The following is a 13,309-nucleotide window of genomic DNA, read 5'->3' as shown; positions in this document are numbered from 1 at the left end:
AACATGTTGCCTATAGTAAAGAAGATTTATGACAGCTTGATGAAACGTATTAGCTTTTGATAATGTTTCTTTCCTACCTGTCAGTTTGCCGATTCTCCCCAAAAACGTGATTTACCACGGCGTTTACTGTGGAAATCCCAAACAAAAAACGGCAAATCCCGCAGATAACTGTGCTTTAAAAGTGGCAATCCGCGCTATGATTTCTCTTGGCGAAAGTCAACATGGGCAGCCGCCACGCGTGTTTGTGCGGCCTGCTTTCCTCGACATCCAACAATGAGACAAACAACCCATGCAATTACGTAGTGCAACCCTCATATTCAGCTTGCTGGCCGCTTTCGGTGGCAATGCCATGGCACAGTCCGCACCAGCATGCCCGGCAGGCGACGGCGCTCCCGTGACGTATCCGCTCAGCAAAAAAGTCGACCAGCAAGACAGCTATTTCGGCACCACCATCGCCGATCCGTACCGCTGGCTGGAAGACGCCAACAGTGCGGAAACGGGCGAATGGGTCACGGCGCAAAACAAGCTGACGCAGTCGTACCTGGGCACCATTCCCGAGCGCGCCGCGATCAAGCAGCGCCTGACCAAGCTGTGGAATTATGAGCGTTTCTCTACGCCAACGAAGCAGGGCGGGCGCTACTTCTACAGCCGCAACGACGGCTTGCAGAACCAGGCCGTGCTGTACACGGTGAAAAAACTGACGGACGAACCGCGCCTGCTGCTGGACCCGAACACCCTGTCCACCGATGGTACGGTGGCGCTGGCCGGCACCTCGATCAGCCCGAACGGCAAATATCTGGCTTATGCCACGTCCGCTTCCGGTTCCGACTGGAACGAGTGGAAAGTGCGCGACATCGAATCGGGCAAGGATTTGACGGACCACATCAAGTGGGCCAAGTTCTCGGGCGCCTCGTGGACCAAGGACAACAAGGGTTTCTTCTATAGCCGCTATGACGCGCCGAATGAAGCAACCAAGCTGGCTGATATCAATTACTTCCAGAAATTGTATTTCCACAAGATCGGTACGCCGCAAAGCGACGACGTGCTGGTCTTCGACCGTCCCGACCAGAAAGAATGGGCGTTTGGCGGCAGCACCGTCAGCGATGACGGCAATTATTTGATCATCACGGCCACGCAGGGCACGGAACGCAAGAACCGTGTCTTCTACAAGGATTTGCGCCAAAAGAACGCCAAGGTGGTGGGCTTGCTGGAAGCGTTCGACGCTTCCTACTCCTTCATCGACAATGACGGCCCCGTGTTCTTCTTCAAGACGGACAACAATGCGCCGAAATCGCGCGTAATCGCCATCGATACGCGCAAACCTGCGCCTGCCGACTGGAAAGAAGTCGTGCCGCAAAGCGCGGAAACCCTGGTTGCCGTCAACCTGATCAACAATCAGCTGGTGCTCGATTACCTGAAAGATGCGCAAACGCAAATCAAGATCGTCGACCTGAACGGCAAGCTGGTGCGCGAAGTGGCCTTGCCGGGCATCGGTTCGGCGGGAGGCTTTGCCGGTAAACGTAGCGACACGGAAACGTTCTACTCGTTTACCAGTTTTACGACGCCAGCGACCATCTACCGCTACGACATGAAGTCGGGCAAAAGTACGGTGTACCGCCAGCCGAAGGTCGATTTCGACCCGAATGCCTTTGAAACGCGCCAGCAATTCTTTACCAGCCGCGACGGCACCAAGGTGCCGATGTTCATCGTCTCGAAAAAAGGCATGAAGCTCGATGGCACGAACCCGACCTATCTGTACGGCTATGGCGGCTTCAATATTTCGCTCACGCCTAGCTTCTCCGTGGCGAATCTTGCCTGGGTGGAAATGGGCGGCGTCTACGTGATGGCCAACCTGCGCGGCGGCGGCGAATACGGCGAAGCCTGGCACCAGGCTGGCACCAAGCTGAACAAGCAAAACGTGTTCGACGATTTTATCGGCGCGGCGCAGTGGCTGGTGGACAACAAGGTTACCTCGCCATCGAAACTGGCGATCGGCGGCGGCAGCAATGGCGGCCTGCTGGTGGGCGCGGCCATGACGCAGCGTCCGGACCTGTTCGCTGCAGCCATCCCGCAAGTGGGCGTGCTTGACATGTTGCGTTTCCACAAGTTCACCGTGGGCTGGGGCTGGGTGCCTGACTACGGTTCGTCGGACGACGCAGAGCAGTTCAAGGCGCTGGTGAAGTACTCGCCATTGCACAACCTGAAGGCGGGCGGCTGCTATCCGGCCACCATGATCACCACGGCCGACCACGACGACCGCGTCGTGCCAGCCCACAGCTTCAAGTTCGCCGCTGCTGCCCAGGCGGCGCAAGGTGGCCCGGCACCCGTGCTGATCCGCATCGACAGCAAGGCGGGCCATGGCGCCGGCAAGCCGACGACCAAGCAGATCGAAGAAGTGGCTGACCGCTGGGGCTTCCTCAGCCGTTCGCTGAAGATGACGCCGGTAGTGGCGGAGCCGGCCAAGGTGGCGGCGCAGTAAAACACGGCAGGTCGGATTAGCGCGGCATCGCCGTGCGTAATCCGACACCACCTGTCATGTCAGCACGATGTCGGATTACGCGGGGCTTTTCGCCCCGCTAATTCGACCTACAGTCACAATCCTCGCCAGCACACCCTCCCCAAACAAGGCCTGAAACGGCAAATCCTTGCGCTGCGCATAGCCGATATAGCAATCGCACTTGAAGCGGGGGCAGGGCCGTTCCTGCAGCATGTCCTCCAGTTCATCCGCGTACAAATTCCCCAGCCGCTCGGGCACGAAGTGGCAGCGCGCCAGTTCGCCAGCGCCATCGACGGACAGCGACGCTTCGCCCGCCAGGCAAGGTTTGCCGCGTGAGGGAGACGGGCGGCGGTTTTGCGCGAACCACGGGTCGACGCCATCGAGCCAGGCCAGGTCTTGCTCGCTGTAGTAGCCGGGGCCACGGCGGTCATACGCATTCAGCCACAGGTAGACGTGGGCGGGCAGGGACTTGCGAAGGGCGCGGATGGCATCCAGGTGTTCATTCATTGCCACGACGCCCACGGAATAGCGCACGCCCATGGCGTCCAGGCGCGCGCAGCGTGCGAGAAAACGGGCCAGTGTCGTCTGGTCCGGATGGTAGGTGCACCACAGGCCGATCTTTTCCAGCCCGTCCATGTTCTCCAGCCAGCCCAATGGGCCGGACAGATTCGTCTGTAGCGCCACCTGGCGCACGTGCGGCAGGCTTGCCAGGGTTTGCATGGCCGTACGGTAGTGGCGCCGCACCAGCGCTTCGCCCCAGGGCGTGAACAGGACACTGATGTTCCGGTTTTGCGCCGCCACCCAACTGGTGAAGCGCGCCACTTCGTGCGCATCGCGGGCCAGCGCAGCGCGGCTGTCGCGTTTCTTGGCAAACGGGCAGTAGCCGCAGGCGTAATTGCAGCTCGATAGCGTGCCCCGGTACAGCAGGGACAGCGTTGCTGCCGGCGCTGTCAGCACGCCTGGCCGCCTTCGGCCATCAGCGCCCGCACCGTATCGGACGCCAGCCAGGGGCCGATGGTATCGGCGTAGCTGTAGCCCCGCTCATTCAGGCGCAGCAGCGGGCCATCCTCTTGCACCAGGGCCAAGGAGTGCAGCTCGGCCAGTTGCGGCAAGTCTTCTTCGCAGCGCGTGCCGAAGCGCGCCATGTAGGTGTCGCGGTCCAGGCCCGGTTCGGTCAGCAGCGACTGGATCACGTAGCGGCGGCGCTGTTCCGCTTCATCAAGCTGGTAGCCGTGTTCTGCCTGCGCGAAGCGCGCTTCATCGAGCGCCAGATACTGTTCGATGATGTTGATGGTGTCCGTGCGCGCCACTGCGTACTCGCTCGAATAATGGAGGTTGGCCGTGTAGGAGCGGGCGCCCGCGCCCAGGCCCACCATGCCATCGTTCTGGCAGCAGTACGATGGCCCGTTTTGTTCCGGCGCATGGGGCGCGCGGAACATGCGCATCGAGACCTGCTCGTAGCCTTGCGCGCGCAAATGGTCGCGCGCGGCCGCGTACAGGGCCAAACGGCTGTCGCCGTCCTGCGCCAGCATGATGGGATTGAGCGATTGAGCGCCCTGGCGGCGCGCCACCTTGCCGAGGCCCGTCTGCTCGCGCACGTACAGCGGATACAAATAGATTTCCTCGGGCGCGAAGGCCAGCGCGCTGTCGATGGAGGCCAGAAGGCTGGCCACGGTTTGCCCGGCGATGCCGTAGATAAGGTCCAGGTTCAGGGTCGGAAAACCGGCGGCGCGTATCAGGCCGATGGCGTGATGGACGGTGGCGTTTTGCTGCGGCCGGGCCAGCGCGCGCATTTCGCCGGCGGCAAAACTCTGGATGCCCAGGCTGACCCGGTCGATGCCATGCGCGCGGCACACGGCCAGGCGTTCGGTGGTGATGGTTTCAGGCGACGCTTCGATGCCGGCCGGCGTGTGCTGCAGGTCGATGCCGAGGATATCGCGCGCGCCGCGCAGCAAGGTGTCCAGCTGCGCCGGCGACAGATAGGTGGGCGTGCCGCCCCCCAGCGCGAAGCGGGCAAAGCGCCGTTCGCCCAGTGCGCCAGCCAGGGCGCGCATCTGCACCAGCACTTGCTGCACGTAGCGCTCGACCATGTCGCCGCTTGGGCGGGCCATGGCGAACAGGTTGCAAAAGCCGCAGCGCATCTCGCAAAACGGGATGTGGATGTAGGCAAAGAGGGCGGAACGGTCTTGCTGCGCCCACAGTGGCGCGAGGGGCGCCGCCTGCGGCAAGGCGCGGTAGGCTGCCTTGTGCGGATAGGAGTAGGAATACGCCTGGTAGGGCGTGTGGCGCATGCGCTGCGCCAGGGTGCCAGGCTGTTCGGCTGGGTTCACGGTGGGGACTCCTTGGGATGTGTATCGGGGGCGATGAGGAAGTGCGCGTACGGCACGTTCCATACGCTGTCATGGGCCACCCTGTGGCCCCGGTAACCGTCTTCGCCATACGCGCTGCCGTGATCCGAGCAGACGATGGCAAACGTGGGCGCGCGCGCGGCGCAGGCGGCAAACAGTGGCGCCAGCGCCTGGTCGACATAGCGCAGGGCCGCCGCATGGCTTTCCAGGCAGTCGGCGCGGCAGCCGGGCAGGTAGGCGCGGTTCGGCGTGTGCAGGGCCGCCACGTTGATGAACAAGAAGGTGCGCTGATCGCCGTCCGCCAGGCGGGCTATGGCCAGAGCTACCTGTTTTTGCGTCGAATGGCGGCTGGCCACGCCCATGCCGGCGTTCCAGTGGCTTTCCTGGAACAGCGCCGGCAGCACCGTGCCCAGCGCCGTCTGTTTATTAAAGAAACCCACGCCGCCGATGCAGATGGTGCGGTAGCCGCGCGCGGCCAGCGCGGAGGGAAGGTCCGCTTGCTCGAACGCAAACGTGTGCTTTGAGGTGGTTTCGCTGCCCGCGAAGGCGGAAGCGAACAGGCGCGGATGGCGGCCCGGTGCGGCCGGCGTGGGCAAAAAGCCCGCGAAGAAGGCCTGGTGCGCCGCATACGTGAAGGTCGCGGGCGAGTGGCGCCGTTCCCAGCCTCCCGGTGGTAAAAAACGCCCGAGCACGGGTAGTTCGCCTGCTTCATGCAGCGCTTGCGCTACGTCAAAGCGCAGGGTGTCAAGCGTGATGAAGACGATGTCGTGGCTGCCGACGATGGCGTGCATGTCAGGGATGGTCGGTGGTTCTTTAGGCATGTTGGCTGAAATGAGAGAGCTGCGCCGTGTACGTATCCGCGTCATGCCACAGCAGGCCGGGCAGCAGGTCGCCAAAGGCATTGGCTTCGAGCACGCGGGCCTGGCCGTTGCTCACGACAAGGTCGTAGCCTGTCACATGGCTGGCGGGGAAGGCGCGCGCCGCTTGGGAGCTTGTGTTCTCCAGTGCGCGCATGTCGGCGTCGTTCAGCAGGCTGGAAGCGTCGCCGCGCCGGTTGTCGAGGTGCAGATTGGTCATCATGTGTTGTCCGATGCGCGCCACGCGGTGCGCGGGCTGGCCGGCTACGGTCACCACGCGCAGGTCGTAATGGCTGTCGCCGCAGCGGGGTTTGTTCAGCCACGCTTCCGCGTACAGTTCCTGCGCGGCCAGCGCATCGACCAGGGCCGCGATGTCGTGTTGCGTCTCGTAGCGCGCCATGCGCTTGACATTGAACAAGCGTGTCTGGCCATCCGCCTGCGATAAGGTGGCCGAGGTGGTGGCTTGCTGCCGCCCGGCCTTGTTCCTGCGGTAGGCGACGACGCCAGACGCGGACGAGCCGTAGCGCGGCTTCAGATACACGCGGTCCAGGTCATGCTGGTGCAGCAGCGACTGCAGGTGCGCGTAGCCGTGCACGGGGCCGAGCAGGGTGGGAATGGCGACGCCATGCGCGGCCAGGTGTCGCTGGCAGGCCAGCTTGTCCGTCATGAGGCGGATGTCGGCCGGCGCATTGAGCACGCGCGCCGGCGGCAGCTCGGCCAGCTGCGCGGCCAGGGTCGCCATGGCAGACGTAAAACCGGCAAACCAGGCATCCATGGCCAGCAGTTCGCCATGCGCAGGCGCGGCGACCGGCGGACGGTCCAGCAGCCGGCAGCCTGCCTGCAGCAGGAGCAAATGGGCGGCGGGATCGTCGCCGGGCGGTTCGATTTTCAATAGGCCGGGATGCGCCAACGCGACATTGAGCAAGGCGGGCTGACTTAGCCAGTCGCGCCATTCCAGCACCTGCGCGGGCGGCAGGCGCAGCTGCGCGCGCGCCGCCTGCATCAGGCGCACGCGCTTGCTACCTGCGGTCGCCAGCAGGGTGAGATGCGTGTGCAAGGAATGAAACTCCGTTTACTTGACCACGACTACTCGCCCACGGCCACGTAACGGTAGCTTTCACCGTCGTCTTCGTCCGCTTCCTGCGGATCGTCCAGCACCACCTCGAAGGGCAGCGCCTTCAGTTTCGCCTGGTTTTCCTCGGAAATGTAGTGGTGCGACAGGTCCAGGCGCGTCAAGCCGCCCAGCTGCGTGTGATTGAGCACGGCCACGGCGCCCAGGTCGCCGATGGTGCCCAGCGACAGGTCAAGCGTGGCGAGCTGTGCCACCAGCGGTTCTTGCGCCAGCCAGACGGCCAGGTCGTCGGCGATTTCCGCGTCGCGCAAGCCCAGGTAACGCAGGGAAGGCACGGTCAGCTGTGCCAGCACCTTGCGGTACAGGTCGACGTCGCCCGAAAAGCCATAGTCGTCCGTGCCCAGCCACAGTTCCAGGTGCTCCAGCTGCGGCATGCTCGATTGCGCCAGTGCTTCGGCGATCTTTTGATCGAGTCCGCCCGCTTCGATGATGAAGCGACGCAGGTGCTGGTGGGCGAACGGTTCGATGACAAGTTCATTGCCGCCGCGGATACGCAACTCTTCCAGCTGAGGAAAGGCATCCAGCAGGGGCTTGTAGCTGCCTTGCACGATCCACGAGATTTCGCATTCCTCGTACGTCATGTCGCCGATGAACAGGGCGCGCAAGCTGGGCAGTTCGGCGGCGTGCGCGATCAGCGCGGCCATCACCTCGTCGGCGCCCGATTCGTACGGGTCGCCCCACATGCCGATGATCAGCGCTTCGAGCGCATTCTTGTCGGCCTTGCCGAGGAAGCCGGCGATCAGCTCGTCCATCTTGCGCTCGTCGTCGTACTCGAGCGACAAACGGTAGACGATGTCGGGCGAGGCGTCGAACGGCAGGTCCGGGTCGTACTGGACGACTTTCTTGTTGTGGAAGGTGGTGGTGCTGTCGGAAATCGTCATTGCTAAGGCTCCATGAAAGACAGTGAAAATCTTGTCTAATCCAAAATCTTAGCATGGGCGAAAGAGCTTATTGCACACTGCTGAAAAGCAACTATCTATGGATGACCACTAATAAGGCCTTGCCTTCGGTCTTGCCCAGGTTGCGGATGATATGCGGCTGGTCCGCCGGATAGCGTGCCGTACCGCCATTCTTGACCTTTTTCTTTGCCGCGCCCACTTCCAGTTCCAGGTTGCCGTGGATGACCGTCAAATGCTCGGTGGTGCCCGGATCATGCGGCTGCGACGCCAGTTCGCCACCCGGTGCCAGGGTCACTTCATACCATTCATATTTGCCCGCCAGTTCCATCGGCCCCAGGATGCGCAGCACGTAGCCCGCATGGTCGCCGGGCAGGGTGGGGGTTTCGTGGGCGTCCGTGATGCGGATGGTTTCCACGGCTTTTTCCGCGCTGGACAGCAATTCGCCGATCTGCACGCCCAGGGCGTTGGCCAGGCGCCAGGTGATGGCGATGGTGGGATTGGCTTTTTCGCGCTCGATTTGCGACAGCATGGACTTCGAGACGCCCGCGATGCGCGACAAATCCTCGAGTGTCAGGCCGCGCGCCAGGCGCAGCCGTTGCAGGGTGGCACCCACTTCAGGGGGAGAATTGGTCGAAACACTGGTTTTCATCGGCGGGTGGCTTGCAAAGTTCAATCGGCTTGGGTAATATCCACTATATTGAATTTCAGTTCGACATAGTGGATTTTGAGGAAAAACACGGAAACGTGTAGACTTCAAACAGCGCTTCACGGTACAGCATACTGCGCGCACCGGTCAAGCGGCCGCCCCCCCTATGACGGCTGAGGTCACCCGGCTACCACACATACAACAGGGACACACAAGGATCATCATGAGCGAGCAAGCGAAGAACACCTTTTTCAGCGGTCTGCAACAGAATCTCGATCAATTGCGCCAGCACGGCTTGTACAAGCCCGAGCGCGTGATCGCCTCGCGCCAGGGCGCTGAAGTGGTGTGCGACGATGGCCGTACCCTGATCAATATGTGTGCGAATAACTATTTGGGCCTGTCCGGCGACCTGCAAACGCAGGAAGCGTCTATTGCCGCTACGCAAAAATACGGTTACGGCCTGTCGTCCGTGCGCTTCATTTGCGGCACGCAAACCGTGCACAAGGAACTGGAACAGGCGATTTCCGCTTTTCTGGGTACCGAGGACACGATTTTGTACGCGGCCGCATTCGATGCCAACGGCGGCGTGTTCGAGCCTCTGTTCGATGAAAACGACGCCATCATCTCGGACGCGCTGAACCACGCCTCCATCATCGACGGCATCCGCCTGTGCAAGGCTGGCCGCTACCGCTATGCGCACAACGACATGGCGGACCTGGAAGTGCAGCTGCAAGCAGCGATTGCCGCCGGCAAGCGCCATAAAGTCATCGTGACGGACGGCGTATTCTCGATGGATGGCACGATTGCGCAACTCGACAAGATCTGCGACCTGGCCGACAAATACGGCGCGCTGGTGATGATCGACGAATGCCACGCCTCCGGCTTCATGGGCGCGACGGGCCGCGGCACGCACGAACACCACAATGTGATGGGCCGCATCGACATCATCACGGGCACCCTGGGCAAGGCACTGGGCGGCGCCATGGGTGGCTTTACCTCGGCGCGCAAGGAAGTCATCGACACGCTGCGCCAGAAATCGCGTCCGTACCTGTTTTCGAATACCCTGGCGCCATCGATCGCAGGCGCCTCGCTGTCGGTGCTGGAGCGTCTGGCCAAGTCGACCGAGCTGCGCGACCGCCTGCATGAAAACACGGCTTTCTTCCGCAGCGAGATCGAGCGCATCGGCTTCACCATCAAGCCGGGCACGCATCCGGTGGTTCCCGTGATGCTGTTCGACGCCCCCGTGGCGCAGAAGTTTGCCGCCCGCCTGTATGAACTGGGCGTGCTGGTGACGGGTTTCTTCTACCCGGTCGTGCCGATGGGCCAGGCCCGTGTCCGCGTGCAACTGTCGGCTGCCCATACCCGTGAACAGCTGGTGCAAGTGCTGGCCGCCTTCGAGCAGGCCGGCAAGGAACTCGGTCTGCTGACCACTACCACTACCAATTAACAAGAACCCAGGAAAATAGCATGGAACGCATCTTAGTCATAGGCGCAAACGGCCAAATCGGTAGTGAGTTGGTGGGCGCGCTGGCGCAGCAGCACGGCGCGGACAACGTCATCGCCAGCGACATCGGCACGAACAACCTTTACCAGGCCAAGCGCTATGCCCAGCTGAACGTGCTGGACAAGGACGGCCTGGCGAAAATCATCGCCGACGAAGGCATCACCCAGGTATACCAGCTGGCGGCCATGCTGTCGGCCACGGGCGAGGCGGCGCCATTGAAGGCGTGGAGCCTGAACATGGATGGCTTGCTCAATATCCTGGAACTGGCGCGCGAACGGGGCGAAGCGGGCAAGCCATTGCGCATCTTCTGGCCATCGTCGATTGCCGCCTTTGGCCCGAACACGCCGCAGGTCAATACGCCGCAAATGACGGTGATGGACCCGACGTCGATGTACGGCATCAGCAAGCTGGCCGGCGAACGCCTGTGCGAGTACTACTTCAACAAGTATGGCGTGGACGTGCGCAGCATCCGCTACCCTGGCATCATCAGCTATAAATCGCCTCCGGGCGGCGGCACCACCGATTACGCCATCGCCATCTTCCATGCGGCCTTGCGCGGCGAACGCTACGACTGCTTCCTCGATGCGAACACCACCTTGCCGATGATTTACATGCCCGACGCCATCCGCGCCACCATCGAACTGATGGACGCGCCGGCTGCATCGATCCAGATCCGTTCGTCCTACAATGTGGCCGGCGTGTCGTTCAATCCCGAGCAACTGGCGAAAGCCATCGTGCACATGGTGCCGGACTTCAAGATCAGCTACAAGCCGGACAGCCGTCAGGCCATCGCCGACAGCTGGCCGCAAAGCCTGGACGACAGCAAGGCCAGTGCCGACTGGGGCTGGAAGGCGCAGATCGGCGTCGAGCAGATGGTCACCGACATGCTGGCCAATGTCGATGCAGGGCAGCCGGCCAAGGCAGCCTGAGTCCCACACAAGCATTCATAAAAACATACTAATATAAAGAGACACTACATGGATATGAGCGTATTTGACCTGTTCAAGATCGGCATCGGGCCGTCGAGTTCCCATACTGTGGGGCCGATGGCGGCGGCGCGGCGTTTTCTGGTCGAATACGGTCCGCTGGACCAGGTAGTGGGCGTCGAGGCGGCCCTGTATGGCTCGCTGGCGCTGACAGGTGTGGGCCATGCGACGGACAAGGCCGTCATTCTGGGTTTGATGGGTGAAACGCCGCAAGACGTCGCGCCCGATGCGGTCGACAGCAAGCTGGCCGCCATCGAGTCGGCCGGTGAAATCGCGCTGCTGGGCACGCATGTAGTGCCGTTTACGGCGGCCACGGGCTTGATCTGGCACAAGAGCGAGTCCCTGCCCGAGCACCCGAACGGCATGCGCTTTACCTTGAAACTGGCGGACGGCAGCCGTGTCGACAAGGTGTATTACTCGATCGGCGGCGGTTTTATCCGCGAAGCGGGCGAGGCGCAGGCCGAAGCGGCCGTGGAGTCGGCCGCCAGCGCCAGAGTTGTCTTTCCGTTCGACACCATGGAACAGTTGCTGGCGCATGGCGTGGAAAGCGGCCTGTCGATTCCGGAAATGCTGCGCGCCAACGAGTGCGTCAAGCGCAGCGACGAAGAATTGAATGCTGGGCTGGACCGCATCTGGCAGGTCATGCGCGACTGCATCGCGCACGGCCTGGAAACGACGGGTAACCTGCCGGGCGGCTTGAACGTCAAGCGCCGCGCCGCCAAACTATGGCGTCTGGCGCAAGAGGCGAAGGCGTCCGACAACCGCGCCAACGACTTGCCGCACGACGCCGTGCACCTGGTCAGCCTGTACGCGATGGCTGTCAACGAAGAAAACGCTGCCGGCGGGCGCGTGGTAACGGCGCCGACCAACGGCGCCGCCGGCATCATCCCGGCCGTGTTGCGCTATTACGCGCAGGATTGCCGCCCCAGCGACCCCGTGGGCGGCGTGCGCCGCTTCATGCTGACGGCAGCGGCCATTGGCATGTTGTGCAAACGCAATGCCTCGATCTCGGGCGCCGAAGTGGGTTGCCAGGGCGAAGTGGGCGTGGCCTGCGCCATGGCGGCTGCCGGCCTGGTGGCGGCCCTGGGCGGCACGAACGAACAAATCGAAAACGCGGCCGAAATCGGCATCGAGCACCACCTGGGCATGACCTGCGACCCTATCGGCGGCCTGGTGCAGATTCCCTGCATCGAGCGCAACGGCATGGGCGCCGTGAAAGCGATTACGGCCGCCTCGCTGGCGCTGAAGGGCGACGGCACGCATTTCGTCAGCCTCGACGAAGTCATCGAAACCATGCGCCAGACAGGCGCGGACATGCAGGAGAAGTACAAGGAAACGTCGCTGGGCGGCTTGGCCATTCACGTCATCACGGTGAACCACGCCGCTTGTTGATGCGCTGGCGGTGGTGTCGGATTACGCGCGCAGCGCTAATCCGACCTACGATACGCCACGGTCGGCGTAGGTCGGCTTAGCCCGCAGGGGGTAAGCCGACATCACCACCTCAGCCACCAACTTCACTCCTCCTCAAACAGCTGCTCCAGCCTTCTCGGGTAGTGATTCAAAAAATCGCGCGTCACGGCATAGTGTTCCGTATCCTCATACGCAACTTCGTGGATGCCGCCGCCCGTAAACATCAGGATTTTCGCGTTCGGGTAGGCCAATAAAATCGGCGAGTGGGTGGCGATGATCAGCTGCGAGTCGTCCTGCACCAGCTGGTGGATCACCGACAAGGCCGCCATCTGACGGCTGGGCGACAGGGCCGCCTCGGGCTCGTCCAGCAGATACAGACCCTTGCCCCGCAGCTTGTTGATCAAGGTCGCCATGAACGCTTCGCCGTGCGATTGCGCGTGCAGTGACTTGCCGCCATAGCTTTGCAGGTATTCCGGCGGCATCTCGTCCATGTAGGTGGCGACGTTGAAAAAGCTCTCGGCGCGCAAAAAATAACTGTCATCGGGCTTCTTGTAACTCTTGCTCAGACGCAAGTGCGCGTGCAAGCCCGATTCCTCGTCCGATGGCAGGGCGATGCGCACATTGCGCGTGCCGCCATCCTTGCCGAAGCCCAGCGCCACGGCCAGCGCTTCGAGCATGGTCGACTTGCCGCTGCCATTCTCGCCGACGAAAAACGTCACGTCGCGGTGGAAGTCCATGTGCACGAAGTCACGGATGGCGGGGATGGTGAATGGATAGTGGTCCAGGTCGACGACGGCGTCGGTGCGCAGCGTGGCGCTTTGCAGATACGGTTTTTTACTCAGCGACATGGCCTGTTCCATGAATGGCCGCAATTCGGCCGACAAACACCAGTGTGGCGCAAATCAGGCGCGTACGCCAGTATGCGAGCCCTACTTTACGCGGGGCGTTGATCTCGCCATAGAAAATTTCCAAAGTGCAATGGTTCTAGCTCTGCCGGGCGCTGCTGTTTGACAACAGATGGGGAGGGCAG

Annotated in this window: 11 protein-coding genes; 4 read left to right on the top strand and 7 right to left on the bottom strand. The window is 62.3% G+C overall.

Annotation, left to right across the window (positions count from 1 at the left end; translation table 11 throughout):
• Positions 1 to 289: 289 nt before the first annotated feature.
• Positions 290 to 2,479: a prolyl oligopeptidase family serine peptidase gene (locus tag C8C89_RS18695; RefSeq protein ID WP_208327726.1), complete on the top strand. Its 2,190-nt coding sequence runs from the start codon at positions 290 to 292 to the stop codon at positions 2,477 to 2,479.
• Between the two features lie 75 nt (positions 2,480 to 2,554).
• Here the strand turns inward: C8C89_RS18695 and C8C89_RS18690 are convergent, their stop codons facing one another.
• From C8C89_RS18690 to C8C89_RS18665, 6 genes are all read right to left on the bottom strand, one after another.
• Positions 2,555 to 3,454 (bottom strand): STM4011 family radical SAM protein, encoded by a 900-nt coding sequence (locus C8C89_RS18690; RefSeq protein ID WP_133991687.1) that lies wholly within the window; start codon positions 3,452 to 3,454, stop codon positions 2,555 to 2,557.
• Entirely contained in the window at positions 3,448 to 4,827 is a 1,380-nt protein-coding gene (locus C8C89_RS18685) for an STM4012 family radical SAM protein (RefSeq protein ID WP_208327725.1), read from the bottom strand. The genes C8C89_RS18690 and C8C89_RS18685 overlap by 7 nt, the downstream gene beginning before the upstream one ends.
• Positions 4,824 to 5,666, bottom strand: coding sequence for an STM4013/SEN3800 family hydrolase (locus C8C89_RS18680; RefSeq protein WP_133991685.1), 843 nt, complete (start codon positions 5,664 to 5,666; stop codon positions 4,824 to 4,826). Before C8C89_RS18680 ends, C8C89_RS18685 begins: the two co-directional genes overlap by 4 nt.
• The gene (locus C8C89_RS18675) at positions 5,659 to 6,759 is read right to left on the bottom strand and encodes an STM4014 family protein (protein WP_133991683.1); all 1,101 of its coding nucleotides are present in this window, start codon (positions 6,757 to 6,759) and stop codon (positions 5,659 to 5,661) included. Before C8C89_RS18675 ends, C8C89_RS18680 begins: the two co-directional genes overlap by 8 nt.
• A 29-nt stretch (positions 6,760 to 6,788) precedes the next feature.
• Positions 6,789 to 7,715: an STM4015 family protein gene (locus tag C8C89_RS18670; protein WP_133991681.1), complete on the bottom strand. Its 927-nt coding sequence runs from the start codon at positions 7,713 to 7,715 to the stop codon at positions 6,789 to 6,791.
• Positions 7,716 to 7,806: 91 nt separating this feature from the next.
• Complete coding sequence (locus C8C89_RS18665; protein ID WP_071323776.1) at positions 7,807 to 8,382, bottom strand: XRE family transcriptional regulator; 576 nt, start codon at positions 8,380 to 8,382, stop codon at positions 7,807 to 7,809.
• Positions 8,383 to 8,602: 220 nt separating this feature from the next.
• Here C8C89_RS18665 and kbl point away from each other — a divergent pair, with 220 nt between their 5' ends.
• Genes kbl through C8C89_RS18650 form a run of 3 tightly spaced genes read left to right on the top strand, consistent with a single transcriptional unit; the run spans position 8,603 to position 12,261 of the window.
• Complete coding sequence (gene kbl / locus C8C89_RS18660; RefSeq protein ID WP_133991679.1) at positions 8,603 to 9,826, top strand: glycine C-acetyltransferase; 1,224 nt, start codon at positions 8,603 to 8,605, stop codon at positions 9,824 to 9,826.
• A 20-nt stretch (positions 9,827 to 9,846) separates the two neighbouring features.
• A complete protein-coding gene (locus C8C89_RS18655; RefSeq protein ID WP_101481155.1) occupies positions 9,847 to 10,812 on the top strand; it encodes an NAD-dependent epimerase/dehydratase family protein in 966 nt (321 codons plus the stop codon).
• Between the two features lie 48 nt (positions 10,813 to 10,860).
• Positions 10,861 to 12,261: an L-serine ammonia-lyase gene (locus C8C89_RS18650; protein ID WP_133991677.1), complete on the top strand. Its 1,401-nt coding sequence runs from the start codon at positions 10,861 to 10,863 to the stop codon at positions 12,259 to 12,261.
• A gap of 122 nt (positions 12,262 to 12,383) precedes the next feature.
• Here C8C89_RS18650 and C8C89_RS18645 read toward each other — a convergent pair whose 3' ends face one another.
• A complete protein-coding gene (locus C8C89_RS18645) occupies positions 12,384 to 13,127 on the bottom strand; it encodes an AAA family ATPase (RefSeq protein ID WP_166674795.1) in 744 nt (247 codons plus the stop codon).
• Positions 13,128 to 13,309 lie beyond the last annotated feature (182 nt).

It is taken from the genome of Janthinobacterium sp. 75, assembly GCF_004365495.1.
In the GTDB taxonomy this organism is placed as follows: domain Bacteria; phylum Pseudomonadota; class Gammaproteobacteria; order Burkholderiales; family Burkholderiaceae_D; genus Janthinobacterium.
The sequence above is the reverse complement of the archived record's forward strand: the minus strand, read 5'-3'. Positions and strand labels throughout refer to the sequence as shown.

Bases quoted from the DNA above. Each gene is read 5' to 3' on its own strand.
- C8C89_RS18670 (WP_133991681.1), bottom strand. From the start codon at position 7,715: ATGACGATTTCCGACAGCACCACCACCTTCCACAACAAGAAAGTCGTC.
- C8C89_RS18655 (WP_101481155.1), top strand. From the start codon at position 9,847: ATGGAACGCATCTTAGTCATAGGCGCAAACGGCCAAATCGGTAGTGAG.
- C8C89_RS18680 (WP_133991685.1), bottom strand. From the start codon at position 5,666: ATGCCTAAAGAACCACCGACCATCCCTGACATGCACGCCATCGTCGGC.
- C8C89_RS18665 (WP_071323776.1), bottom strand. From the start codon at position 8,382: ATGAAAACCAGTGTTTCGACCAATTCTCCCCCTGAAGTGGGTGCCACC.
- C8C89_RS18650 (WP_133991677.1), top strand. From the start codon at position 10,861: ATGGATATGAGCGTATTTGACCTGTTCAAGATCGGCATCGGGCCGTCG.
- C8C89_RS18645 (WP_166674795.1), bottom strand. From the start codon at position 13,127: ATGTCGCTGAGTAAAAAACCGTATCTGCAAAGCGCCACGCTGCGCACC.
- C8C89_RS18695 (WP_208327726.1), top strand. From the start codon at position 290: ATGCAATTACGTAGTGCAACCCTCATATTCAGCTTGCTGGCCGCTTTC.
- kbl (WP_133991679.1), top strand. From the start codon at position 8,603: ATGAGCGAGCAAGCGAAGAACACCTTTTTCAGCGGTCTGCAACAGAAT.